Source organism: Phytohalomonas tamaricis, assembly GCF_003012345.1.
GTDB lineage: Bacteria > Pseudomonadota > Gammaproteobacteria > Pseudomonadales > Halomonadaceae > Phytohalomonas > Phytohalomonas tamaricis.
The window spans coordinates 55,425-80,054 of the sequence record NZ_PVRV01000021.1 but is presented as its reverse complement, the minus strand read 5'-3'; the positions used below and the strand labels follow the sequence as shown (position 1 = coordinate 80,054).

The window sequence follows — 24,630 nt, the reverse complement described above, 5'->3', positions numbered from 1 at the left end:
TATGCTTGTTTCATGCTATGGCGATTTGCGCAGCATGCGGTGCCGAGTCCATGCCCTCCGAACGCACGTCATGCGCCGATATGGTGCTGATATGACGCATTCTGCTGAATTTCATTGCCAGCCCAAGCCACAGTGGTTTCGGCCTTAAAAAAGGTGCAAGACTTAAAATTCCCCAAGCACTTTATCTCGGAGTTTCCCGCCGGAGCCAACCTGAAAAGAGGTATTCATGGGTCCACTGCACCAAATTGAAATCGTCGAGTGGCAACACGGCGATTATGTGCTGAGCACCGACCGTGACCGGCTTGATGCCGAGCATGTCTATCACTGCTTGAGCGGAGACTCCTATTGGGCTCAGGGAATCAACCGCGAGGTCGTGATGCGCTCAGTTGAGCACTCCTTGGTCTTCGGGCTGTATTGCCAGACCGATCAGAGCCACAGTCATCCATCTTCGGACGAACAGGTCGGGTTCGCCCGCGTCGTCACCGACTACGCCCGTTTCGCCTATTTAATGGATGTTTATATCGAGCCCAAACATCGCGGCCATGGACTGGGTAGCTGGCTATCACATGCCGTACGTGCCCACCCTGCGCTGGAAAGCATTACGAAGTGGTTATTGGCCACTCGCGATGCCCATGGCGTTTATACCCGCGCAGGTTGGCAACCTGTTGCCGCGCCCCAGCGGCTGATGGAAGTCACCGGCCCCGACCCTGATCGCCAACGCTACCCTGGCAAGCATATTACAAGGATAAAAAACGAGACTTCTCATCATGACCTATCGCATCGGAGTTGATATCGGCGGGTCGTTCACCGACTTCGCCGTGCTGGATAACCACAGCGGACACATCCATACCCTTAAGGTGTTCTCGCGCCCGGATCGCCCGGGCAGCGAGATCACCACCGGGCTTGCGCGCCTTGAAGAGCGTTTCGGAATTAATGCTCAACAAGTGGACTACTTTACGCATGGCACCACAGTGGGCATCAATACGGTCATCCAGCGCAACGGTGTACGACTGGCGCTGCTGACCACGGCAGGCTTTGAGGATGTGCTGGAGCTAGCACGGCTGAAAATGGCACATATTCATGATCTGAATGCACGTCGTCCGGCACCGCTGATCGAGCGCCATCATGTTTTCTCCGTGCAGGAGCGCACCTCAAGCGATGGCAGGATACTCATTGAGGTCGATCGCGATAGCGTAGTCTCTGCCGTGACGCGGGCTCGCGAGCAGGGATGCGATGGCATCGTGGTGGCGTTGTTGCATGCTTGGCGCAACGATCATAACGAATGTCGGGTACGCGATATCATCCACGATATTGATCCAGAGCTTCTGGTGTCCTGCTCGGGCGCGATCTGGCCAGTTATTCGTGAATATGAGCGCACCATCACAGCGACTATTAACGCCTACGTTCAACCCCGGGTGATCGACTACCTCCAGGCCTTCGAAAAGGCACTGACCGACGCCGGTGTACCGGTGCCGCCACGCATCACCAAGTCTAACGGCGGCGTGATGAGCCTTGACCAAGCGAAGGCGGAGTGCATACAGATGGTGCTTTCCGGCACCGCCTCGGGCGTGATTGGCGCGAGTTACATTGCCGAACAGTGCAACTTCAATCGGCTTCTGAGCCTCGATATTGGCGGAACCAGTGCTGATGTCGCGGTTATCATTGATGGTCAACCCGAGTACGGCACCGGCGAGTTGATTGGGGAATTCAATATTTATATTCCGTCCGTCTCGGTCACTTCCATCGGTCAGGGTGGCGGTTCGATTGCCTGGCTTGATCCGCTGGGTGTGCTTCAGGTCGGTCCGATGAGCGCAGGCTCACTACCGGGCCCGGTCTGTTACAACCGGGGAGGGAATCAACCCACCGTCACTGATGCCTTCGCCGTCTGCGGCCTGATCGGCCACGGTGACCTTGGATACAAGAGTGTCCAGGTCGATGTCACGGCCGCCAGCCGCGCCATGGCAACGCTTGCCGCGCCGCTGGGCATCACTATTGAGGAGACGGCCGAGACTATCATTCGCATCGCTATTTCCGGCATGTACGCTGATACCAGCGCGCTGGTGTCACGCTTTGGCATCGACCCGCGCGAGTATTATTTTCTGGCCTTCGGCGGTGCGGGTCCGATGATGGGATGTTGGCTGGCACGCGAGCTGAACATGAAAGGCGTTGTGATCCCACCCACACCCGGCGTGCTATCAGCACTCGGCGGGCTAGTGGCCGACCTGCGCAACGACTTCATCGACACGCTCTATTCCGAGCTATCGATGCAAATGCTGCCATGGCTGCGTGAACGCGCTGATACGCTTAGAGTTCGCGGCGAGCATTGGCTGACCAGCGAGCATGGCACGGACCTTCCATATACGCTGATGTTTCTCGCCGACATGCGCTATCGCGGACAGTCCTTTGAAGTTGAAGTGACATTGGACAAGCGCTGGCTTGAAACGGGTGATCTCGATGCCATTTGCCAGGCCTTCCATGCTCGTCATGAACAGATTTTCAATCATCACGACCCGCAGGCCACCATACAGATCATCAACCTGCGCCTGGTGGTAACTTCGCCGACCAACACACCGCCCCTGAAGCGGTTACCCACCAGCAATATCTCGGCCTGCGCCGAGACTCATGTTCAGGCTTACATCGATGGCCAATGGCGTTCAGTGGCATTTTACCAGCGCCATACCCTGTATGCCGGACAGCAGTTTGCAAGTCCGGCCATTATTGCCCAGGACGATTGTACGACCTGTGTGCCAACAGGCATGCAGATTACTGTCGATGACTTCGGCAACCTGATCGTGACCGCCGACACGTCCCAGGAGGACACCTTTCATGGCCATTGATGGACGCCATCTGCAGATTCTTGCCAATTATTGCGCCGCTGCGGCTGATGCTATGGCACACACCCTGATGCGTACGGCGCATTCAACCTTTGTAAAGGAGACCGAGGACTTCTCGTGTCAGATCGTTACCCGTTATGGACTCGCCTTTGCCTCGCCGCGTAGTTTCGGCGCACCTTGGTACAGCGGCATTGATTATGCCCCGGTACTGACCATGATTAAGCACTACTCGCCAGGTGACATTTGCATCACCAACGATTCCTACGCTGGAAACGTAGCTACCCATACGCCTGACATTCATATTTGGAAACCGGTATTTTATGGCGGGCAGATTGCCTGCTTCGTGGTAGGTCATATCCACAATACTGACGTCGGTGGAGCGGTGCCGGCCTCGCTGTCACGCACGCTGACCGATATTGCCCAGGAAGGCCTGCGCATTCCACCGTTGAAGATCATGGAGAACGGGCGCCTTAATGAAGAAGTTGCCCATATCATGCGTCTTAACGTAAGAGTGCCAGAGCAGAACTGGGGAGATTTTCAGGCCCAGATTGCCTCGGTCAATATCGGTGAACGTCGAATGCTGGAGATAATCGAACGTTTCGGATTCGAGAGCTTTCTTGAAGGCGTCGAAGGTATTCTCGATTACGCCGATCAGCAGGCCCGACGTATCATCGCAACCATCCCCGACGGCGATTATTTTCATGCCGACTATGCCGACGAGGACAGCGAAGGCGGTTATCCCTGCCGTATCGCCCTGACCCTGCGTATACGCGGAGAGACACTGGAGCTGGACTATACCGGCAGCGACCCGCAGCTGATGTCGTCGCTGAACATGCCCACTGGCGGACGCGAGCGCCATCCGTTAGCGCTCGTCGGGGTTACTTATGCGCTGTCCACACTCGATCCGCGCCTGCTACTCAATGCCGGCACCCTCCGCCCCACTCGCGCGATCATGCCTCCCGGCACGGTGATGAACTGTCAGGCGCCGGCGGCTGTGGGTATGCGTTCTCTCACTTGTGCAATGGCGCAGATCACCACCCTTGGCGCCTTTTCACTGGCACTGCCCGAGCGCATGCCGGCGCCCTCGCCTGGGGGGAACGCCATTATCAACGTACGCACCATTGATACCCTCGGTCACACCATTGTGGCGTCAATCGGCCCGGTCGGTGGCGGTGGCGGCGGCACTCCTCATCATGACGGTCCAGAGGGATGCGGTGGACTATCAGCATTTCTCAAGAATACCCCCATCGAGATCAACGAGACCGAAGTACCGATCCGCTTTCATCGCTACGGTTTAGCGCCGGATACCGGTGGCCCCGGACGTTTCCGTGGAGGACTGGCCACGGTGATGACCTTCGAAATCACTGCACCCGATACCGTAATCACCGCACGCAACCGCAACCGCTCGTTCTTTGCCCCACCCGGCGTGTTGGGTGGACGGGCAGGAAGAACGGCCAGCTTCATGACCAATCCCGACACATCGCATGCCGTGGAGCACGGGAATACTGACCTCATCCACTGCCAGCCGGGCGACATTGTGCGTATTATCGGCCCCGGTGCAGGAGGTTATGGTCCGGTATACGAGCGGGATCCAGAACAGGTAATGCACGATGTAGAACGTGGCTTTGTGACTCTGGAGGGAGCTCGACGTGACTACGGCGTGGTGATTATCAACGGTAACGTCGATCTGGAGGCCACCTTACAACTGCGCACGCAGGAGATGGTAGCGTCCCCAAACAAAGGTGAGCATGGGCATTTCGATTTCGGTCCAGCACGAGCGGTCTTTGAAGCGCTATGGACGCAGGAGCGCTATCGGCTCATGACCGACTTTTTGGCACAAGCCCCCGTAGCCTGGCGTTTTTTCCTCAAGCACCAGCTATTTGCGATTGTGGCGAAGACGCATCATACCGACCAGGATGTCCCTAATCAGATGCAGCGACTCTTTGCAGAATTGCGCACCCGGTTCCCTGCAATCAGCGAAACTTAAAGGCCCGGGGCTCTACGCCTGTATTAACGCAGCGCCCCGAGCACTTTCCAAATAGCCAAATCTCAAGGATTGAGATCAATCAACACACTTTTGTGATGTAGATTGGCCTCGAAAGCGGCACGCCCCAGATCACGGCCAATACCAGAGCGCTTATATCCACCGGTGGGCAGGATGTAGTCATTGCTGCGCCCGTAACGATTAACCCATACCGTGCCGGCCGAAAGCTTGCGTACGGCACGCAACGCTCGCCCTAAATCAGCAGTATGTATACCTGAGGCCAAACCGTAAACTTCATGTTCGGCTAGGGCTAGCGCTTCTTCCTCATCCTCGAAGGTTTGAATTGTCAGTACCGGGCCGAAGATTTCCTCATCCACTGCCGGATTGTGACGGTTATTAACGTGTAAAATGGTCGGCCGATAGAAACAGCCCCCAAGCCCGCTTTCAAAGCGCTCGCCACCGGTCAACAATTCGGCACCGGCCTCTCTCGCACGTGCCACAATCGATTCGATACGCTCAAGCTGTACACTAGAAATAATCGGCGAGAAGCGTGAGCCCTCCTGCCAGGTCAGGCCCGGTGTGAGTGTGCCGAACGAGGCTGCCAATCGCTCAATCATCGATTCAAGAAGTGGCTTTTGAATCAACAGCCGCGAGCCCGCTACGCAGACCTGGCCTGCATTACCTGTGATGGCAGCCGCCAAGGTCTGCGCGGTACGATCAATATCGGGGATATCGGCGAATACCAGCTGTGGGCTCTTCCCCCCTAGCTCAAGCGTTACTGGTTTGGGGCCGGTCTCGGCACAAGCTCCCATAATAGCGCGGCCGGTCGCCGTTGAGCCGGTAAAAGTGACTTTGGCAATTTCCGGATGTCGACATAACGCATCTCCAGTGATCGGGCCACTCCCTTGAATGACGTTGAAAACACCAGCCGGCATTCCGGCCTCGATGGCCAGCTCAGCCAGCCGTACTGCTGTAAAGGGCGTCATTTCCGAAGGCTTCAGTACGACTGTGTTACCGGCAGCCAGTGCTGGTGCCACCTTCCAACAGGTCATGCTGAGCGGAAAGTTCCAGGGTGCAATTGCCCCGATGACGCCCAGCGGCTCGGCAATTTGCATGCCTAGATGATCGTGAGCGGTCGCGGCCACCTCACCGCCGTGCTTGTCGGCAAACTCAGCAAAAAAACGGATGCCTTCAGCGGTATAGGGCACATCCCAGGCACGTGCCTGGTCGATGGGACGCGTTGAACCGAGCGCTTCGAGTGACGCAAGATAGTCAACATCCGCCTCAATCAGATCTGCCCAGCGGCGCATGATCCTTGCTCGTTCGCGAGGTGCTTGCCGCGCCCACTCACTGCGTAAAAAGGCTTTGCGAGCGCTGCCTACAGCGTCATCGAGAACCCCAGCATCCGCAATCGGTAATTCAGCGTAGGTTGCTCCATCTGAAGGCCGCACTGTGGCCAATTCTCCTTTGTCGACGACCCGACGACCGTCAATAAAATGCGCGCACGGAATAGCGATACGAGCAGGATCAAAACTCGACATGGTAGTTCTCGTTAGAAGAGGAGTGTAACGATGCCCACATAGGCACCGTATCGTGCCTCCATGCTAGGGCGGATGCCTCGGCATGGGGTGCCGATTAAAGGGCACCTGAGCGCAATTGATGCGCTCATGCTCGGCACGTTCGGTCAAATCTGCCGAATTGCCGGTAACTTGCATGCGGGCGTGGAATCTGGAAGGTCAGAGTGCGAAAGTGACCGCAAGATGGACGCGGTGACACCCCAACAAGGAGAACAGCGACATGGCCCACTCCCCTACGGTTACCACCTGTCAGAGCGATAGCGAAACGCTGCACTGGCGCACGATGACTATTGACGATCTTGCAGCAGCGCACGGCCTGTCCCGCAAGCTTGGCTGGCCCCATCGTCTGGAAGATTGGAAACAGATGTTCACCGTGGGAAAAGGCGTCGCCTTGGATAACGCCAAGGGTGAACTGATCGGCACTGGGTTTTGCCTCAACCAGGGGCTGATCGCCACACTCGGTTTGGTAATCATTAGAGATGACTGGCAAGGCCGCGGCTTAGGCCGAGCAATCATGACCCGCCTCATGGCGCAGGCTGGTGAACGTACTCTGATGCTGGTGGCCACGGCTGCGGGTGCACCGCTGTATTACAAACTGGGTTTCGAGCCCTGCAATACGATCTATCAGTATCAGGGAGTCGTCGCCGGTGGAGTGCCGGCCATAGATTTACCACCAGGTCTGCGCGCCATGAAAGACACAGACCGCAGCGCCATCATGGCTCTTTTTCCCGACAATCCTGTACACGCCGAAACAGTGCGTCAGGCCACGGCCGGCATAATTATCGAACATGAAGGAGCGCTGATGGGCGTCGCGCTTAAACGGCCCTTCGGACGCGGCGAGCACATCGGTCCGATTCTAGCGTATAGCTCCGATCAGGCTCAGGTGCTGATCCAAGCCCTGCTCATCAACGCCGAAGGCCATTTTGTGCGGCTCGACCTGGTCGACCTCGACGATGACAGCTGGTTGGTTGGGGCTGGGCTTGTCTGCGTTGATAATGTCATGCGTATGCGCCGCGGTGCACGCTTGGATGAAGGACCGTTGACTCGATTCGGCCTGATCACTCAGGCAATGGGCTGAGTGGCAATATCGCATACGGCTAAGTGTTGTCCATGTCATCATATTTCTTATAACAAGAGCTCAAAAAGCGTCATGCAAAACATCATTGTCCAGAATGTAAATTCCATCAATCATGAACTGTGTGCACAGCGACGTGACTTCCATCGGCATCCCGAGCAGGGCTGGCTGGAATTTCGAACCGCCAGTCATGTTGCTGAGAAACTGAGCCAAATGGGGTTCACTGTGCAACTGGGGCAAGAGGTGGTCCGAGACGGAGCCCGCATGGGGGTACCAGATGAACAGACGCTCAAGGCAGCCTTGGAACGCGCGCGTGCTCAAGGTGCCATTGAACGTTGGTTGCCCGCTTTAGCAGGAGGATTTACCGGGGTAGTTGGAATTCTCGACACTCATCGGCCCGGCCCTATTCAGGCGTTTCGATTTGACCTCGATGCGCTGCCTATTCAGGAGTCCAAGCAATCGGATCACCGGCCCAGCTCAGAAAAGTTTGCCTCCATCAATGAAGGGTCAATGCATGCCTGCGGTCATGATGGGCATGCCACGATTGGCCTGGGGCTCGCAGAACTGTTGACCCGATTTTCCAGCGAGCTTCGCGGCAGAATAAAGCTGATTTTCCAGCCCGCCGAAGAAGGCGTGCGGGGAGCTCGATCGATGGTCGAAGCCGGTGTAGTAGATGATGTTGATTATTTAATCGCTTCTCATCTGGGGCTCGGTCACCCCGAAGGGAAAGTGATTTGCGGGGCTGATGGCTTTCTGGCCACCTCCAAACTGGATGCACGGTTTATGGGAAAAGCTGCTCATGCTGGTGGCCAACCGGAAGCTGGACGCAACGCACTGTTAGCGGCGGCGCATAGCGCCATTGGTTTGCACTCAATCGCGTCCCATAGCGAGGGTATTTCACGTATTAATGTAGGGCAGCTAAATGCAGGTAGTGGACGCAACGTGATTGCTGATTCAGCGCTATTACTGCTAGAAACCCGCGGAGCCACTACCACTGTCAATTCTTACATGGAGAGTCGCGCCCGGGAAGTAATTGAAGGTGCCGCACGTATGCAGGACGTTGACGTTTCAATCGATTGTGTCGGCTCTGCAGAAGAATGTGCATCCAGCCCGCTACTGGTTGAGCATATTGCGTCCTGCCTGGCCAGTTATCCCGGGATTAAACATCTTGTGAAGCATGACACTACGCCGGCGGGTTCCGAGGATGCCACTTCATTGATGGCACGCGTCATAACGCATGGTGGCCAGGCCACTTATATGATATTTGGCACTCATTTAGCTGCAGGTCATCACCATCCATGCTTTGACTTCGATGAGTCGGTGCTCCCCTTGGCTGTCGGTTCACTGACTCATATCGCGCTGACCATTTCGGCATCAGCGTAGCCAACGTTAGTCCAGAAGGAGAAGGGCTATAGAAGCTTGCGATCGATATTTTCAACTAATTAACCGTACATAACCGGACATCATCAATGTATATCCTATACATGCTTTCCCTATTGTAGAGCTTATCCAAGCTCCATGACTACGCTTTGTGCCTTAATCTAAAAATGTATAAAGCCGTAAATATTCATCGCTCCGTCATGATTACTTTTTCATATCCTATACGAGCTGCGCTGGTTTAAGCCTAAACACTAAAGTAAGAGAAGAATTCAGCCTAACCAGCCGAAGCAAACTGCGTCTTGCATAGAAAGAGTATGTATCGGGACTCACTTATGTTTGCCAAGTGCCTATAAAACAAGTTTTATATATTTAACTGTCGTTAATAGGCCGACCGCACGCAACTCTTAATACATAAGCGCCACTTCTATAATACTGAACCACATAGCTACATATCGACTCTTGATATATAATAAAGAGCAAATAACGCCCAACTTTTATATAAATGCATAATTCAGCATTACATAGAAGTATAATCCAATATGCTATAAATACCGTAGATCAAGAAGGCTATAATAAACAATAGCGATATGCCAATATTTAAATAAAAACCCATATGACCATTAAAAGGCGGAAAGATGGAATTTTCTCTTTTATGAGGATTGCCGCAACTTGGACAAATAGACTCATCTGCTTGCCATTCATGCCCACAGTATTTACATTCATTTTGATCTATATCAGCCATGATTAAAAACCTTATGCTTATAACCTGTAATTTAAATAATATATACTTATCGCTAAATATAACAGAAAACTTTGCTTAATGTCAGCGAGTCCTTCAGACACCTTCTAAATCAACACGTTAATACGCTAGGGCTCTCGTGCTGCCTGAAGCAAGATAGGCACTGCTCCCTCGATATTTCTTTATTTATGCGGCCCTTCTGCCGAATGCTAACCAGCAGCCAGAAAATGAATATATTTAGGATGATAGCCACAACAGACAGGCTGACTACTCAGCCTAACGCTGACCAGCTGGTCTTGCAGGCCAGATCATACCGATACTCATTATGAGGACGTAACTGAGCCACGATAAGCTGAGGTGGGAGCTTGCTTCCTCGCTGCTTACGCGAGCAGCAGACACGTCTATCAGAGCGAATTTAAGAGCTACGCCTATCTTAATGTAGAAGATAGGTCTATGAGAAAAATGACAACAACATATAGCGATGGACCGCATTAACCCCTTGCTAGGACTTATAGTATTAATTGCGACAATCTGCTAATCGCGATTCTATTTATAACCATATAGCACTTATTTATAGCCGCACACACTGTATACAAGGCTCTATCCTCTAGACTAAGAAGAGGATATCACAATCCCCTTACCCGCTCTCTTTGCTTCATACATGGCACTATCAGCTGATTTAATAATTTGTTGAGCTGTTTGAATGCCGTTTACACTGTGAAGAGCAATACCGATACTGGTCGATACGTGTGCTGTAAAGGACTTGGTAATAAGCGGCTTACTTATCACCTGCAATAATTCTTTAGCAAGCCTTTTTGAATCTGCCACATCTGAAGTAAGGCCTTCCAAGACAATAGTGAACTCATCTCCTGCCAAGCGAAATACAGCGTCGGTTTCACGTACAGCATCACGTAGTCGGCTAGCTACTTCTTTTAAAATAATGTCGCCTGCTTCATGCCCATAGGTATCATTTACTGCTTTGAATCCATTGAGATCTAAAAACAGTAATCCAAGCGATTTCCGGCTACGCTTTACCCTAGCCATAGCCCGCGGTAACAATTCGTATAATGCTCGGCGGTTTGGAAGTCCAGTTAATGCATCTTGCAAAGCTTCTTTTTCTCTTTTCTCTGCAACTAGCTTACGCTCTGAAATATCATGCAGGAATGCACTGAAAACCTTTTCGCCATCAATATCAATAGCACTGATGCGCAGCTCAATGGGTATGCTGGAACCATCTTTATGAAGGGCTGATACTTCGAGCCTTTGCCCCACAACCTTGGTGATTCCGCTATCGATAAAGCGCTTCATACCTTCTCTATGCGCCTGGCGCATTTCGGGAGGGATAATGAGGGTATCAACATGTTCACCTAATGCCTCGTGACGTGTCCAACCAAAGGTTTCTTCTGCCGCGCGATTCCACGCGTTAATAATTCCAGTCTTATCTAAACTAATGTAGGCGTCATTAGCGTTTTCCAATACAGCGCTGAGTTCTGCTTCACGTTTACGTAAAGCACTCTCTGATCGCACTTGCTGTATCATGCTAGTAGACAGCATTTCATTGGCTCGGCTTAACTTTTTAGTCCGCTCTGCAACTCTCTCCTCTAGCTCCACTCGCAAGATGGCCAAAGACTCCTCAGCTTCTTTGCGTGCATGGATATCTTCAATAATTGCCACAAAGTAATCAATTTTTCTTTTTGGGCTTAGCTGTTTGGTGACACTCATGTTGACCCACAAGTAATCCCCATCTTTTTTTAAATAGCGCTTCTCAAGCCGATATTTATCAATACGCCCATCTATTAACTGCTGCATAAGACGCAGGCTATTTTCTAAATCATCTGATGCAGTAATGTCCTGAAAATTTAAATCAGAGTGTTCCATTTCTGTACGGCTGTAACCTAACATCTCACATAAAGCATCATTAACATCTAACCACTTTCCTACAGCTGATATTAATGCAATACCAACTCCCGCGTTCATAAAAACATTATGAACGCGTGCTTCATTGGCTTTAATCTGAGCATCGGAACTTTCGATATATGAACGAGAGAGTAAAGCCGTTTCACGCCTTTGTATTTCATGAGTTACTAAACCCGCTAAGTCACTCAATGTTTCCCGCTCATCATTTGTAAGCTGTCGGGGCTGAGTATCAATCGCACACAGCGTACCCACTGGATAACCTTCTATTGTTCTGATAGGGATCCCTGCATAGAAGCGAATGAAGGGTTCGTCCGTTACCAGAGGATTCGTTTTAAACCGGGCATCTTTAACGGCATCGTTTACGATTAAAGGGGAGTTCCGAGCAACCGCATGCGCGCAAAAGGAATCTTCAATGGACGTTTCTGTGATGGAGAGCCCGACTTTGGATTTGAACCATTGTCGTTGAGAGTCTACAAGAGTAATTAGCGCAATCGGGAGATTAAGTGTTTTGGCAAGTAGCCGTGTAATACGGTCAAAGACAGGCTCTGCTTCGGTATCAAGGAGATTTAAAGCATGTAGGAGCTTAATTCGCTCAATCTCGTTATGGATCAATATAAACTTCCAGAAAGAAATGAAAAGTAATCAAGCTCGAAACTAATTATACCACTCTTTTATTGCGCTTATGACTTAACTCTGTCTTATTGTGGCGAAAAACATGCAATAATGGAGAAGCATAGCAAATTAACTTATCTTTTTATCTTCTACTAAGATATTAAATACTTTTACGTTTTTATGCTTAACAGCAAACACGCAGGTATGAGAGCGGTATACTTTTCATGGCATCATCCCAAAGCCAACCAAAACTTCTGCATCTATGTCTTTAATGTAGCGTTAGAAAACTGTGGCGCTATTTGGTAGATGATATGAGAAAATTAGCGGCAGCATTATCTCTACGCGCGATGCTAATAGATCGTGTTCAGCGAACAACACGAAGATACCTTATGCGCCTGGAACCCCTTGGCACAACTCATTCTTTCTCGCCAACACACTACTCATAGTTATTCTGCTGCCCAACTACCCTGCTGCTCGCCATTACATTCCCAGAATATGGTGTCCAGAAAAAGTCGGAACCCTGGACAACGACGTTGATGGCTGCCCCTGAACCGCTAGGGAAGCAGCGATAGCGCTATGTACTGTATCGATCATCATGCCCAGCCGTCCCTGACGGTTCCGGTGAACATGATCTACTGCTACATCTAGGCTCATGCCTGCACTAATATAGCCTTCTATTTCCCTGCGAATATTATCTTCAAGATTGCGCATTGTTCTTCTCAGAATGTTTAGTCAATATTTCATCGGCAAGATTAGCAAAATCTACAGGCTGGCTATTGGCCAAGAAGATGTTGTTTTTCTGCTTATTATTACGGATAACCTTCTTCGGCTTAGGTTCGTCGCTTAGCCTGGAACGATCATTTCATATAACTAAGTAGTGGCAGGAAAAACCAAAATAGTTGATCGTCGTTCCTCCCTTTTCCTTTCGACTTGTGTAATTGCTCGACCTTTGCTGCACTACTTCATATTCATAGCAAATTTTTTATAGTAGCCCCGTAAGGATAAATCATGAACTTAGTACGCTTATCATTTTTCAGCTTGGCGCTAATAGTTGTAGGTAGCCTCAATGCGTGTAGTGATGACAACGAAAGCGCGGTAGAAAGTACCCGCCAGACAATTAATGAAGCCTCTCAGGATGCCCAGATGGACATGGGCGAAACCGGTACCCCCACGGCCAGCGACGAGCTTGGTGCCAATCCGAATATGCCTCATCCAAAAGATGAAGCCACGCCAAGCGTACTCTCCTCGGACACTATGGGGCGCGCCGAGGAAGCAGAGCAGATGAACAATACATCGAACAACACTGGCGGTGAGTCCGATATCCAGCAGGATGCGGGTAATCAGCGCTAAACGTAAAAACGATCAGGATAACCGGTTGTGATCAGCATCCGATGGGGTCTGGAGGATGTCTTCCTCGTCAAGAAATGCATCCTTCGGCGCAGTCTCAGCGGAGCTGAAGGCGGCGTGCTGGGTCTCGTCGGAAGCCGATGGTGTTGTGCCGAATGCCTCGCTCAACAGTTCGTGCTCTGGGTCCATATCAACACTACCATGGAAAATACTGCCGTCTTCCAGTACAAGACAGGGTGATATAATAGTACCTGCAACGCGAGCACCGTGATGCACGGTAACCTTACCCGACGCAATTAAACGCCCTTTCACTTCTCCCGAAACGTGCAGGGTGTGGGCGAACACATCGCCTTGTACGTTACCTTTGCTGCCAATGGTGACAGTATTAGCTTTGAACTCAATAATCCCCTTCACTTGACCTTCAATAGTTAGATCCTCTTCCCCAACAATATCACCTTCAATATGGGTAGTAGGGCCTATCAGAGCCATGCTACGAACGGAGCGTTCTATATCACGTTCGTCTTTACGTGATGAAGCACCCATCGTTTGAGGTGATACGACATGGTCATCGGATACGTTCGAGGGCTTTGGCTTGCTGAACATGATAGAAGCTCCATGTATGAGGTAGGTCACATAGTGAGTAACGCTAGCGGAATTGTCCCGCTTCGATATCGCTTCACTTGAACGGTATTGGCGTACAGTTCGTTATCTTCAAGGAGGCCACGCCAAGCACCGCCTTAATAGGGACAATGATCGCCTTCTCGACATTCGATCATACTTATATATGATACGTTATCATACCCTGGCTTAACGACCCCCTACCGTTGACCCGATTTACTGTAATTCTGTAGTCTCAGATGAGTAGCACGAAGCGTAACAGGTTTTATTACGCCAATATTTGGCATATTACTGGGTCAATCAAGATGACAATAGGATATATCTATGGAGTTCGAAGATTGGCTTATCTTGCTCGGAGTGTTGGCAATTCCCCTTATTATACTGGATGGGAAATGGCGTATGGCTAAGCGCTCGCGGACATTTGATCATTCAAGATTACCGCAACCGGCAGACTCATCTACCGATAGCATCAAATCGGCTGATCAAAGTAATGTGCTGCACTCCAACGCATCATCTTCCCCCTCCACGCGGCAGACAGCGTCTTTTGCTGCGATTGTAATGAAGCAGCCGTCCAGCCTGATCGGGCCTTCCATACAGATACGTGGCGACATAGTCACCCAAGAACCGCTAGTTATTCGTGGTGCCATTCTTGGTACGGTTCTGGCCAACCATCATGAAGTTATCATCGCAATAACCGGCTCGGTGAGTGACTCAGTCGAAGCACGCAGCATTATTGTCGATGGTTGCGTGACAGGGCAATTGAAAGGCGTTGACAAGGTAGCATTGCTATCACGCGCTCAGGTCAACGGTACGATTATTACAGAACGACTCAGTTGTGCAGCAGGTGCCAGAATGCACGGTACTGTCCAGTAATGTGACCCTATCTGGAAAGTGCCGGTGTTCATCCGTAAGACGTTAAAACGTAATAAAAGTACTCGTGCATTCTGTAAACACTCCGCTTTTTGCCTTGCTTGGCCTCTGCTTGTCGGTTTTTGGAAAGAGTTGCTATCATCAGCCTATGTTTTATCTGTACTAGAAAATTTGGTGAGTTAATTAATTAACCCAGACACTGATAAACAAATATTCTTTTAGCAACCTATTCATTGAATGACTATATCCTCTTCTATAGCTATCTTTACTGTCGGCTATTTTTGCATTGCATAATCTTATAACTGCTTAAGTCAAAATTTAGATTTTTATCGTTGAATTATTCTCAACCTTTAAATTATATAACGGTATAAATATCTACCATTCATAGCCAAACGCCGGCTCCGTTTCAATGATCGATAATGTTACCGCCAGTGGATATACGCTCGCGGGTTCGGCCGTGTCGCGGTTAGACCGCAAACTCGCCAGCACAATTATCATTGAGAAAAGTAACAATACGGCTTTGAAGGCCCCACTTGCGGCAGACGGTATTACGATTCCCCCCACTTAACCTACTTACAAAGGATCCATCCGATCCCTTTCGGGTACTGTCTCGATGTGGAACTCAAGCAGCAGCGTGATGTGGTCGTGCTCCTTATGTAGTACAGCCTCATGCACTTATCGGAGATTGTTTGAGCAGTCTCTAACCAAACAATGTTGCCAGTAGGGACACTCTATTACTCGTATGAGCTTCTAACTCTTGTGTTGAAGGCTAGATTATATGCAGTATTTTGGGGCTCATGAGTATCTTGATGAGCGTATAGCCCAGTCATTTTAAAGGTTCTTCTATGAGTCATTTATCAACACGCAAGCAATGTTATGGCCTTATCCTGTGGCTTGGGATCAGCTATGTTGCTGCAGCTATTGGCGCCATCGCTTCAATTGAGGCCGCTTCTTTTTATACGGAGCTTGTAAAGCCAACATGGGCACCGCCTGCGTCCGTGTTTGGTCCCGTGTGGATGACGTTGTACGGCCTGATGGGTATTGCCGCTTGGCTGGTCTGGCGCAACGGCTTTCGCACCACGCGGAGTGCGCTTACTTTATTTCTCGTACAGCTTGCCGTAAATGCTTTATGGAGTTGGCTGTTTTTCGTTTGGCATCTTGGCGTACTGGCATTTGCCGAGATAGTGCTGCTTTGGGTATTGATACTGGCCACAGTTGTACTCTTCTGGCGCATAAAGCCACTGGCCGGTGTATTGCTCGTACCTTACTTGATTTGGGTCAGTGTGGCTTCGGCATTGACGTTTACTGCATGGCAACTCAATCCACAAGTATTGGGCTAATAATCAAGTAGTGATCTTCTCCCTGTCGCAATGGCAGGGAGCAGCGTAATGCCAAACAGAAGGTCCACTATACCTTTGGTGAATAACATCTCGTGTGGTCATAAGCGAGAATACCCCTTCGACGGACCACTTCTAGCCGCTGGTTGCCCATAGTTCTGCCTGTTCAAGCGGTTTTGGTGCGTGTAAGCACTTGGGATTTACCTATCAAGCGGATGAAAAGAAAAAAGATGGATAGGTTCATCATCCGTTAGGTCTTGCTCTGCCGCCTCACTAGATATTGATCACTTACTGACATGAGCCTCTTCCACCGAAACTCATCGGCCTTGGCTGATAATGGGCAACGCCCAGCTGCCCTATCGCTGACTGACGGTACCGTTGAGCAGGGTCGTAGTGTACTTGATGCATGCACAGTAGAATTGACCGATCAATCCGTATGTGACTGGCTAGTACATCAAGCCAAGCTGAAACAGAGCGATATCGAACGCGCCCGCCGCCTGTATGAAAATGATGAGGAAAGCTTTAGCACCTTTCTTTTACGCTTGGGGATGGTTTCCGAACGCGATCTGGCGTTGGCATGGTCCTCCTTACTCGGCGCGCCGCTCCTGAATGAAGATGATGCGCCAGAGCTTCTAGAAAATATGCCTCAGGTGTCTCCACGCTTTCTCAAACATCATCATATCGTACCGCTGGATATAAATAATTCGGGTTATTTGCACCTCTTAGTAGCTAATCCGGCGGAGCGCTACGCCATTGATGCCATGGCTTACGCCTGCGAATGTCAGGTTAATCTATCTATAGGGCTACGCAGTGACATCGAGAACCTGATAGAGCGCTATTACGGCCAAGGTCGTTCAGCCATGGGCACGATCGTTGAAAATCTTGATGCACAATCCCGCTCTGAAGATGATATTGAGCACTTGAAAGATCTAGCCTCTGAAGCCCCCGTCATTCGCTTAGTCAACTTAATCATCCAACGGGCCGTAGAGCATCGAGCATCGGATATTCATATCGAACCGTTTGAAAATCGACTCAAGGTACGCTATCGCATCGATGGAGTGCTGCACGAGTCCGAATCACCGCCTGCCAGCTCAACTGCTGCGGTCATTTCACGCGTCAAGATTATGGCCAAGCTGGACATCGCGGAGCGTCGCCTGCCTCAGGATGGCCGTATCATGCTGCGTATTCAGGGCAAAGAATTGGATTTACGTGTATCGACAGTGCCCACCAGTTTTGGCGAATCCGTCGTGATGCGCTTACTTGACCGCGAGTCAGTCAGCTTCGATTTCGAAAGTCTCGGCTTTGCCGGACAGGCGTTAGGTACGTTACTGAATGTTCTTGAGCGGCCACATGGTATTTTTTTGGTGACCGGCCCCACTGGCTCGGGCAAAACAACGACGCTTTATACGGCTTTGTCACGGCTGAACACGGCCGAGCGCAAGATTATTACTGTAGAAGATCCGGTGGAATATCAACTTGAAGGTATCAACCAGATCCAGGTCAAATCTAGCATCGGGCTCGACTTTGCCGGTGCCCTGCGCTCCATTGTGCGTCAAGACCCTGACGTGATCATGATCGGAGAAATGCGCGACCTAGAAACCTGTCGCATTGCCATTCAATCGTCTTTAACCGGGCATATGGTACTCTCTACTCTGCATACCAACAGTGCAGCCGGCAGTATTACACGTCTGTTAGACATGGGTGTTGAAGACTATCTGCTCGCCTCGACGATTAACGGTATCCTGGCGCAGCGTCTGGTCCGCCGCCTTGATCCCACCTCCAGGGAATCCTACGAGCCCCTCCCTGAAGTGATTGAACAGTATGAGTTGACACGTTATACCGATGAGCGTCCGATCCGCTTGTATCGGCCACGCCAAGACTTGCCCTTTGGCGAGGGCTATCGGGGACGTAGCGCCATCAGTGAATTGCTGATAATGAACGATGCCCTGCGTAGCTTACTCATGCAGCGTGCCGACGCGGCAGCCTTGGAACAAGCCGCGCGTGCGCAGGGTATGTCCACCCTCTATGAAGATGGCTTACGTCAGGCATTGGCCGGCATCACCACGCTTGAAGAAGTTCTGCGCGTGACGAGCGGGGAATAGACATGGCTCAGTTCCGTTATCGCGCTTTAGGCACCACCGGGGAAGCCATCAATGGGCAATTGGAGGCGGCTGGTCAGGATGAAGCCATCAACCAACTTCAGGAACGTGGCTTATTGATCCTGCAGATTGAACCTACCCAGGGTGAAACCACGGTCGGCTGGCGTGCCTGGTTCAAGCAAGAACCGTTGAGCGGTACGGATCTGGCCCAATTCACCCAACAATTGGCTACATTGCTGAGCGCCGGACAGCCGCTTGATCGGGCCCTCGGCACGCTGCTCAGCCAACCTAGTGGAGACAAGTCCCGTCGCCTTATCGAGCGCATCCGTGACCGTGTCAAGGGAGGCAGGCCGCTGTCGGCCGCTCTGACAGAAGAAGGCAGTCAGTTTTCTCAGCTCTATATCAGCATGGTTCAAGCGGGAGAAGCCGGTGGCTCATTAGAGGCGACACTGGCACAACTGGCGCTCTACCTTGAACGCTCACAAACACTACGCAGTGAAATCACCAACGCCTTGATCTATCCCGCGTTTCTTGTCGTAGGCGTGTTAGGCTCGCTGATCCTGCTCATGGCCTATGTCGTACCGCAATTCGTACCCATTTTCGCTGATCTGGGCGTACCTGTCCCGGTAATAACACAAAGCGTACTTTGGATGAGCCAGGCTATCTCCGATTACGGTTCGCTAATGCTCATCGTGCTTATTGTCGGTGCCTGGCTGGTGAGCGCGCGCAGGCGCGATCCCGTTCGCAGAATGCGCTGGGATAAGCGCTTGCTAAGCGTTCGACTGATGGGGCCGCTGATCCAGCGTCTGGAAACAGCTCGGTTGGCACGTACGCTGGGGACTTTGCTGTCCAATGGTGTTCCATTGCTTTCCGCACTGGCCATAGGCCGCCAAGTATGTGCTAACCGCGCGCTGCAAGGCGCCGTCTCGGACGCCGCCGATCACGTCAAGGAAGGAAGCTCTCTGGCGGTGGCTTTAGGCAGTAGTCATCTACTACCCCATCTGTCCTTACAAATGATTCAAGTAGGAGAAGAGTCCGGACAACTCGATACCATGCTGATCAAAGTCGCCGACATCTTTGACGCCGAAGCAAAACGGAGTATCGATCGTCTTTTGGCTGCTCTGGTCCCGAGTCTAACTATTGTTATGGCGGTCCTGGTCGCCTTTATCATGCTGGCCATCATGCTTCCATTGATGAGCCTTACCAGTAATATTTAATTGTTCACGAGCACAGTCATGAATAAGAACATGTACCTCCGTCCTCGCCGCAGCCTCGGTTTCACCCTGTTGGAAATGCTGGCAGTCATCGTGTTGCTAGGCATCGTCGCAACCATTGTGGTACGCCAAGTAGGCGGCAACGTAGATAAGGGCAAGTATGGTGCAGGCAAAGCCCAACTCGCGAGCCTTAGCATGAAAATCGAGAACTATGCACTCGATGTCGGTACGCCACCCAAGAACTTGGAGCAACTGACGACTCGTCCAACCAACGTGCGTAACTGGAGTGGCCCCTATGCCAAATCATCAGACCTGAATGATCCTTTCGGTCATGAGTTCGGCTATCGCTCACCGGGTCAGCATGGTTCGTTTGATCTGATCTTTTACGGTCAGGATGGTCAGCCTGGTGGTGAAGGGTACAGTGCAGACATTGGTAACTGGGAATAAGCACACGCCATGCACTCAGGAGCAGGCAATGGCGCAGACATAGCGAGTAAGCCTTTTGGTAGCGCGGCTTCGGCACGCGCTCAGTGTGGCTTTACGTTACTCGAAATGATTGTTGTCATTGTCCTGATTGCCATCGGATTATCTCTGGTCTCCTTTGGGATAACCCGGGGACTAGAAAGTGTTCGTACGCGTGAAGCCGGCCGAGACCTTACATTGGCGTTGCGTGCGACACGCACTCAAGCCATCACTAGCGGCCAAGCCACCCTGCTAGATTTCAATTTGGTTCATCAATCCTATCGCCGCCCAGGCCAGACCCCCACCTCCCTGCCGCAAGGCATGCACATGCAGCTGACTACCGCCGCAGCGCTTCGAGTGAATCAGCAGGCGGCCGTTGCCTTTTTCCCCGATGGCAGCTCGACCGGCGGCAGTATCTTGTTGACCAAAGCAGGACGCACCTGGCGGATTGATATTGCCTGGCTAACAGGAACCGTGCGATGGCAGGAGGTCCCACCATGACCTTCCATGCTCAAAAGGGGTTTACCTTACTCGAAATGTTAGCGGCGATCGTCTTGCTGGCGGTAACCTTTTTCGTGGTGATGGACGGCATAGGCCAGGCCTCTCATGCCTTAATCAAGGATAGTCGTGCGACCCGTATGGCGTTGACAGCACGTTCACTTCTTGATGCATCCGTACATAGCCCCTTGCAATCAGGCACACAAAAAGGCCGTTTGGAAAATAGCATGCAATGGCAACTGGTCATTACCAAAACTGGCATTCCGACACGAATTCAGCTGTATCGTCTTGACCTAACCCTAGTATCGGACGGGCACCGTGAGCACTTCAGTACGCTGCGTGCCCAATATCTAGCGGAAACAGCACCATGAAGTCATCACGAGGCTTTACTTTGCTGGAGATGCTTCTTGCCATCACCCTGCTGGGTATTTTTTTAGTGCTGATCGGTTCGGCTCTGATCAGTACCAACCACACCCTTGCACGCAGCGAACAGTTCAGCGCGCGCTTGGATGAGATACGCAGCGCACAGAACTTTTTGCGCCGGGAGCTCCAGCAAGCGTTACCGTTTGCGGTAAATTCTACGCGTCAGAATTCTAACGACGTATTTCTAGGAACACCCCAAGAAATGCGTTTTATCGCTAGATTACCCCCGCATTTAGGGGGTGGGTTGCACCTGCAGACTTTGCGGCTGGACGGCACAGAGGGGGATCGGTGGCTGCGAATTGACTTCGCTAAACGTATGGAAAATAACACCATCCAAGCCTGGGGTGAACCACAGCACCTGCTTCGTCATGTGGACCATTTGCGCCTGGCTTACAGCGGCACTGATCCCGCGGGGCATCCGACCGAGTGGCTCTCACGCTGGCCCTGGCCTCAACGTTTGCCACAGCGTGTACGCATTGAGCTTAACGCTCATGGCCCTATTGCCTGGCCCTCTTTGCAAGTGGCCTTGCGTTTGGAATTGAATAACAACGCTCCCATATGGGCCCTACCATGAGCCAGGTATGTACGAGCGCCCCCTTTCTCTACAGACACACACAACGTGGTGTCGCGTTATTGATTACTCTGTGGGCTTTAGCGTTGCTGAGCCTGATCATGGGGGCTATTGTCATGTCTGTCCGCTTGGAAAACCGTCAGAGTTCGCATCTTCTGCAATCAGTCCGTAGTCAACTTGCTGCCGAAGCAGGCCTGGCCATGGCGATACAGAATATGAGCAGCCCACCACAAGGACAGTATTGGCTAGCCGATAGCCGACCCTACCAGCTCGAATTCGACGACACTCGCGTAACCATTAGAATCGTCAGTGAACTAGGAAAAATAGATCTAAACAATTCCCCACCGGAGCTTCTTGCCCGCCTCGCGCTGGCGGTAGGTGCGTCCGCCAAACAAGCCAAGCAGGTGGCTACTGCGTTAAAGGCTAAGCAGGAAAAAGATAATTCTGCGCCTTTTCAAACCTTGGACGAGGCGGCACTGCTAAACGGCATGGACAATGCCCTGTTTATACGTCTAGAGCCATACATCACCGTCTGGAGCGGCTACGACCAACCCATCGCATCGTTTGCAGATCCTCTTGTACGTGATGTCATGGACCAAAAATCACGTGATCCTGTAGAAGGCACAGACCCTGGTCAAGTTTTGACCATACTGAGCCAAGCTGAACGTTCTAACGGCGCGCGATTCACGTTGAGCGCCACAGTTCAACTCAACCCAATGGATGACAGCACGCATCCGTATAGCGTATTGCGCTGGCAAGAATGAAAACGTCTCGATTGAAATGGTCTACTCAGGGCCGCCCTATTTCCAATGCGCTAAAGGCTCAATGGCATGCGTCAGTATTCCCGCGCTTTTTCAGTTGGTGGTTTGGCGAGTTACATGCCTCTCTGCCGCCTCGCCTGCGCCAGCTCATTGAACGTGATGATGAAGAGCAAACGCTAGTTTGGCAGGACGGTGAACTGTGGATGAATAACCCCGCCGATCGTCGCCTTTACGACAATAATTCTGTGATGCCGAAGCACTGCGTAATACTCCTTCCTGCCCGACAGGCACTGGTGAAAACTATCAGCCTGCCGGCAGCAGCAGCTCAGGACCTGTCCGCGGCCCTGAGCTTTGAAATGGATCGCCATACTCCCTTCAAAGCCAGCCAGGTCTACTACGCAACGCACCGTTGGCCAAGCCATTCGCCCCAATCTCTTGAATTGGTCTTGGCAGTGGTACTACGCGAGCGACTGGATGTACTTCTAGAAAAACTTGTACATCTCGGCATCCATCCAACGGCTATTGATGTTCAAACTGAAAAGGACGCGCGTCTTGGTGTAAATCTTCTGCCTCCTGAACGACGCAAGCTCCGTCATAAGCCGCGTCGCTTGTTAAATGTTGGGCTGACGGCCCTGAGTGTCATGCTTTTGTTCGCAACGCTTCAGTTTTGGTTGCACAACCGTGAAGAAACGCTTGCTGCAATGCAGCAGGAAGTTGCTCATCTGCGCAGCACTGCCCACGAAATTGATGACTTACGACAGCAATTGCAAAACGACCTGGGCGCCACTCGTTATCTAACAGAACGTAAGCGCGCTATACCCCCATTAAGTGCCGTGCTCAGTGAGCTTACCCATTGTCTGCCGCCAGACACTTGGCTAAGTAATTTAAACATAGAGACTGACGGGCAGGTCAGGTTGGCCGGTCAGAGTCAGCGTGCCGGTGCCTTAATAAATGAGTTAAAGAAATGCCCCTCGCTGACCAGAGCGCAATTTCAGGGTGTTATCCAGCCCGACGAAACTACCGGACAGGAGCGTTTTTATCTGCTCGCCTATCTACGTCGGGAGGATGTTGGCAATGCGTCGAACTCTGACACGCCGTGAAAGCCGGATGGCAGCACTGCTGATCTTGGCCTTAGCCTTGTGCCTGATTTATTGGGCTAGCGTACATGTCTGGTTTATTGCGCCCCAGCACGTCATCGATGAGCAGATGGAAACCCTGCGTCAGGCCCAGCTTCGCTACACAGCGGTACAGGCCCAACGTGAGCCTCTTCTTAAGCAGCTCAAGCAGGCTCAAGCAAGTGATGCAGATGATAAAAGTCTACTTCCAGGGGAAGACCCCAGCGCAGTCACCGCAGGGCTTATGCAGTCTACGGCCGATATCATTGCACAACACGGAGCCGAGGGTGCCGGCTGCGAATTGATCAATCGTACACCTATGTCAAATACTTCGAGTGATGGCCCTAACATCCAAGTCAAAGTCAGCGTGAAATTAAGCTGTGCGATCAAACCCTTGGAGGCCATTCTTTACGACTTGGAAACGGCTCGTCCTTTCTTGTTTGTGGAAGAGTTACATGTCGAACGCCAGGATGATGCACCTCCAACCGGTGGAGCGGGACGCCTCAATGTCGAGATGCTCGTGACGGGTTATATGCAGCGCAGCGTCGCTACCACTGAGGAGAACGAGGCGCCATGAATCAAGCCGACCATCGCCGACTAACCCCTTGGCTTATGCTGACGGCTGCCTTGTTAACCGCATCACTGCTCTTTTTTGCTACTGGCGTCGGTCGGCATGTTCATTGGCTGCCTTCTCAAGAAAAAAAGCCGCAGGCGGTCTCCACCAATACACCAGCGCTGCCGGCACCGCCTCCACTCGAGGCGTATGCCAACACATGGAAACAGCCTGTGTTCAGCCCGGACCGCAAGCCCGATCAACAGATGAGCATAGCGAGCGAGACTCAGCTGCTGCAGGGGTTTACCCTGACCGGAGTCATCGTGACCGACACCCTACAGTTGGCTCTACTGAAAGATAGCCATGGCAAAGCTTTAAGCCTTGCGCGTGGAAAGGCACTGCCTAATGGCTGGAAGCTGGAGCGAGTCGAACCTGACGAAGTACTGTTCACGGCAGGTGACCGCCAGCACCTCCTACCGCTTAGCATCGAAAAGGCCCCGCTCGGGCCTGCTTCTCAAGCACCACCGCCAACAGAGGTTCAACCTATGTCACCAGGGCAGACCTCGTCGAAATAATAAACTTTATTCATGCCCCAGAGCCTAGGCAGCCCTTTTCAGCCGCCCTCTTTATCAGGAGTTTTACCA

22 protein-coding genes are annotated in these 24,630 nt (G+C 51.7%); 18 read left to right on the top strand and 4 right to left on the bottom strand.

What is annotated here, in order from left to right; all coding sequences use genetic code 11:
• Positions 1-226: 226 nt before the first annotated feature.
• The 3 genes from C3Z11_RS10165 to C3Z11_RS10155 are packed head-to-tail and all read left to right on the top strand — an operon-like array spanning position 227 to position 4,821.
• Positions 227-790: a GNAT family N-acetyltransferase gene (locus tag C3Z11_RS10165; RefSeq protein ID WP_106477849.1), complete on the top strand. Its 564-nt coding sequence runs from the start codon at positions 227-229 to the stop codon at positions 788-790.
• The gene (locus C3Z11_RS10160) at positions 768-2,837 is read left to right on the top strand and encodes a hydantoinase/oxoprolinase family protein (RefSeq protein ID WP_106477848.1); all 2,070 of its coding nucleotides are present in this window, start codon (positions 768-770) and stop codon (positions 2,835-2,837) included. The genes C3Z11_RS10165 and C3Z11_RS10160 overlap by 23 nt, the downstream gene beginning before the upstream one ends.
• Positions 2,827-4,821, top strand: a complete 1,995-nt coding sequence (locus C3Z11_RS10155; RefSeq protein ID WP_106477847.1) for a hydantoinase B/oxoprolinase family protein — start codon at positions 2,827-2,829, stop codon at positions 4,819-4,821. Before C3Z11_RS10160 ends, C3Z11_RS10155 begins: the two co-directional genes overlap by 11 nt.
• A gap of 62 nt (positions 4,822-4,883) precedes the next feature.
• On the opposite strand, the gene C3Z11_RS10150 is transcribed toward C3Z11_RS10155, so the two are convergent.
• Entirely contained in the window at positions 4,884-6,359 is a 1,476-nt protein-coding gene (locus C3Z11_RS10150) for an aldehyde dehydrogenase family protein (RefSeq protein WP_106477846.1), read from the bottom strand.
• Between the two features lie 256 nt (positions 6,360-6,615).
• Here C3Z11_RS10150 and C3Z11_RS10145 point away from each other — a divergent pair, with 256 nt between their 5' ends.
• On the top strand, positions 6,616-7,473 hold the full coding sequence (locus tag C3Z11_RS10145; RefSeq protein WP_106477845.1) for a GNAT family N-acetyltransferase: 858 nt from the start codon (positions 6,616-6,618) through the stop codon (positions 7,471-7,473).
• A 72-nt stretch (positions 7,474-7,545) separates the two neighbouring features.
• The gene (locus C3Z11_RS10140; protein WP_106477844.1) at positions 7,546-8,853 is read left to right on the top strand and encodes an amidohydrolase; all 1,308 of its coding nucleotides are present in this window, start codon (positions 7,546-7,548) and stop codon (positions 8,851-8,853) included.
• Between the two features lie 514 nt (positions 8,854-9,367).
• Here C3Z11_RS10140 and C3Z11_RS16825 read toward each other — a convergent pair.
• Entirely contained in the window at positions 9,368-9,592 is a 225-nt protein-coding gene (locus C3Z11_RS16825) for a hypothetical protein (protein ID WP_158700996.1), read from the bottom strand.
• 609 nt (positions 9,593-10,201) lie between these two features.
• A complete protein-coding gene (locus C3Z11_RS10135) occupies positions 10,202-12,118 on the bottom strand; it encodes a PAS domain S-box protein (RefSeq protein WP_262927343.1) in 1,917 nt (638 codons plus the stop codon).
• Positions 12,119-13,126: 1,008 nt separating this feature from the next.
• Between C3Z11_RS10135 and C3Z11_RS10130 the strand changes: the two genes are divergently transcribed.
• Positions 13,127-13,468, top strand: coding sequence for a hypothetical protein (locus C3Z11_RS10130; protein ID WP_106477842.1), 342 nt, complete (start codon positions 13,127-13,129; stop codon positions 13,466-13,468).
• A 12-nt stretch (positions 13,469-13,480) separates the two neighbouring features.
• Here C3Z11_RS10130 and C3Z11_RS10125 read toward each other — a convergent pair whose 3' ends face one another.
• Entirely contained in the window at positions 13,481-14,068 is a 588-nt protein-coding gene (locus C3Z11_RS10125; protein ID WP_262927342.1) for a bactofilin family protein, read from the bottom strand.
• A 339-nt stretch (positions 14,069-14,407) separates the two neighbouring features.
• Between C3Z11_RS10125 and C3Z11_RS10120 the strand changes: the two genes are divergently transcribed.
• From C3Z11_RS10120 to C3Z11_RS10065, 12 genes are all read left to right on the top strand, one after another.
• Positions 14,408-14,956 (top strand): bactofilin family protein, encoded by a 549-nt coding sequence (locus C3Z11_RS10120; RefSeq protein ID WP_106477841.1) that lies wholly within the window; start codon positions 14,408-14,410, stop codon positions 14,954-14,956.
• An 842-nt stretch (positions 14,957-15,798) separates the two neighbouring features.
• Positions 15,799-16,293, top strand: a complete 495-nt coding sequence (locus C3Z11_RS10115) for a TspO/MBR family protein (protein ID WP_106477840.1) — start codon at positions 15,799-15,801, stop codon at positions 16,291-16,293.
• A gap of 293 nt (positions 16,294-16,586) precedes the next feature.
• Positions 16,587-18,392 carry a type II secretion system ATPase GspE gene (gene gspE, locus C3Z11_RS10110; protein WP_106477839.1) on the top strand — a complete coding sequence of 602 codons (1,806 nt, stop codon included), beginning with the start codon at positions 16,587-16,589 and terminating at the stop codon, positions 18,390-18,392.
• Between the two features lie 2 nt (positions 18,393-18,394).
• Positions 18,395-19,606, top strand: coding sequence for a type II secretion system inner membrane protein GspF (gspF, locus tag C3Z11_RS10105; protein WP_106477838.1), 1,212 nt, complete (start codon positions 18,395-18,397; stop codon positions 19,604-19,606).
• 18 nt (positions 19,607-19,624) lie between these two features.
• Entirely contained in the window at positions 19,625-20,050 is a 426-nt protein-coding gene (gene gspG, locus C3Z11_RS10100; RefSeq protein ID WP_106477837.1) for a type II secretion system major pseudopilin GspG, read from the top strand.
• A gap of 9 nt (positions 20,051-20,059) precedes the next feature.
• Positions 20,060-20,566, top strand: a complete 507-nt coding sequence (locus tag C3Z11_RS10095; protein WP_106477836.1) for a GspH/FimT family pseudopilin — start codon at positions 20,060-20,062, stop codon at positions 20,564-20,566.
• The gene (locus C3Z11_RS10090) at positions 20,563-20,934 is read left to right on the top strand and encodes a type II secretion system protein (protein WP_158700995.1); all 372 of its coding nucleotides are present in this window, start codon (positions 20,563-20,565) and stop codon (positions 20,932-20,934) included. Before C3Z11_RS10095 ends, C3Z11_RS10090 begins: the two co-directional genes overlap by 4 nt.
• Positions 20,931-21,560: a prepilin-type N-terminal cleavage/methylation domain-containing protein gene (locus tag C3Z11_RS10085; RefSeq protein ID WP_106477834.1), complete on the top strand. Its 630-nt coding sequence runs from the start codon at positions 20,931-20,933 to the stop codon at positions 21,558-21,560. Before C3Z11_RS10090 ends, C3Z11_RS10085 begins: the two co-directional genes overlap by 4 nt.
• Positions 21,557-22,321: a type II secretion system minor pseudopilin gene (locus tag C3Z11_RS10080; protein WP_158700994.1), complete on the top strand. Its 765-nt coding sequence runs from the start codon at positions 21,557-21,559 to the stop codon at positions 22,319-22,321. Before C3Z11_RS10085 ends, C3Z11_RS10080 begins: the two co-directional genes overlap by 4 nt.
• A complete protein-coding gene (locus C3Z11_RS10075) occupies positions 22,318-23,418 on the top strand; it encodes a PilN domain-containing protein (protein WP_158700993.1) in 1,101 nt (366 codons plus the stop codon). The genes C3Z11_RS10080 and C3Z11_RS10075 overlap by 4 nt, the downstream gene beginning before the upstream one ends.
• Positions 23,393-24,010 carry a type II secretion system protein GspM gene (gspM, locus tag C3Z11_RS10070; protein WP_106477831.1) on the top strand — a complete coding sequence of 206 codons (618 nt, stop codon included), beginning with the start codon at positions 23,393-23,395 and terminating at the stop codon, positions 24,008-24,010. Before C3Z11_RS10075 ends, gspM begins: the two co-directional genes overlap by 26 nt.
• On the top strand, positions 24,007-24,561 hold the full coding sequence (locus tag C3Z11_RS10065) for a hypothetical protein (RefSeq protein ID WP_106477830.1): 555 nt from the start codon (positions 24,007-24,009) through the stop codon (positions 24,559-24,561). The genes gspM and C3Z11_RS10065 overlap by 4 nt, the downstream gene beginning before the upstream one ends.
• Positions 24,562-24,630 lie beyond the last annotated feature (69 nt).

Bases quoted from the DNA above. Each gene is read 5' to 3' on its own strand.
- gspG (WP_106477837.1), top strand. From the start codon at position 19,625: ATGAATAAGAACATGTACCTCCGTCCTCGCCGCAGCCTCGGTTTCACC.
- C3Z11_RS10095 (WP_106477836.1), top strand. From the start codon at position 20,060: ATGCACTCAGGAGCAGGCAATGGCGCAGACATAGCGAGTAAGCCTTTT.
- C3Z11_RS10160 (WP_106477848.1), top strand. From the start codon at position 768: ATGACCTATCGCATCGGAGTTGATATCGGCGGGTCGTTCACCGACTTC.
- gspM (WP_106477831.1), top strand. From the start codon at position 23,393: ATGCGTCGAACTCTGACACGCCGTGAAAGCCGGATGGCAGCACTGCTG.
- C3Z11_RS10075 (WP_158700993.1), top strand. From the start codon at position 22,318: ATGAAAACGTCTCGATTGAAATGGTCTACTCAGGGCCGCCCTATTTCC.
- C3Z11_RS10085 (WP_106477834.1), top strand. From the start codon at position 20,931: ATGAAGTCATCACGAGGCTTTACTTTGCTGGAGATGCTTCTTGCCATC.
- C3Z11_RS10120 (WP_106477841.1), top strand. From the start codon at position 14,408: ATGGAGTTCGAAGATTGGCTTATCTTGCTCGGAGTGTTGGCAATTCCC.
- C3Z11_RS10140 (WP_106477844.1), top strand. From the start codon at position 7,546: ATGCAAAACATCATTGTCCAGAATGTAAATTCCATCAATCATGAACTG.
- C3Z11_RS10080 (WP_158700994.1), top strand. From the start codon at position 21,557: ATGAGCCAGGTATGTACGAGCGCCCCCTTTCTCTACAGACACACACAA.
- C3Z11_RS10090 (WP_158700995.1), top strand. From the start codon at position 20,563: ATGACCTTCCATGCTCAAAAGGGGTTTACCTTACTCGAAATGTTAGCG.
- C3Z11_RS10130 (WP_106477842.1), top strand. From the start codon at position 13,127: ATGAACTTAGTACGCTTATCATTTTTCAGCTTGGCGCTAATAGTTGTA.
- gspE (WP_106477839.1), top strand. From the start codon at position 16,587: ATGAGCCTCTTCCACCGAAACTCATCGGCCTTGGCTGATAATGGGCAA.
- C3Z11_RS10125 (WP_262927342.1), bottom strand. From the start codon at position 14,068: ATGTTCAGCAAGCCAAAGCCCTCGAACGTATCCGATGACCATGTCGTA.
- C3Z11_RS10165 (WP_106477849.1), top strand. From the start codon at position 227: ATGGGTCCACTGCACCAAATTGAAATCGTCGAGTGGCAACACGGCGAT.
- C3Z11_RS10155 (WP_106477847.1), top strand. From the start codon at position 2,827: ATGGCCATTGATGGACGCCATCTGCAGATTCTTGCCAATTATTGCGCC.
- C3Z11_RS10065 (WP_106477830.1), top strand. From the start codon at position 24,007: ATGAATCAAGCCGACCATCGCCGACTAACCCCTTGGCTTATGCTGACG.
- C3Z11_RS10145 (WP_106477845.1), top strand. From the start codon at position 6,616: ATGGCCCACTCCCCTACGGTTACCACCTGTCAGAGCGATAGCGAAACG.
- C3Z11_RS16825 (WP_158700996.1), bottom strand. From the start codon at position 9,592: ATGGCTGATATAGATCAAAATGAATGTAAATACTGTGGGCATGAATGG.
- gspF (WP_106477838.1), top strand. From the start codon at position 18,395: ATGGCTCAGTTCCGTTATCGCGCTTTAGGCACCACCGGGGAAGCCATC.
- C3Z11_RS10115 (WP_106477840.1), top strand. From the start codon at position 15,799: ATGAGTCATTTATCAACACGCAAGCAATGTTATGGCCTTATCCTGTGG.
- C3Z11_RS10150 (WP_106477846.1), bottom strand. From the start codon at position 6,359: ATGTCGAGTTTTGATCCTGCTCGTATCGCTATTCCGTGCGCGCATTTT.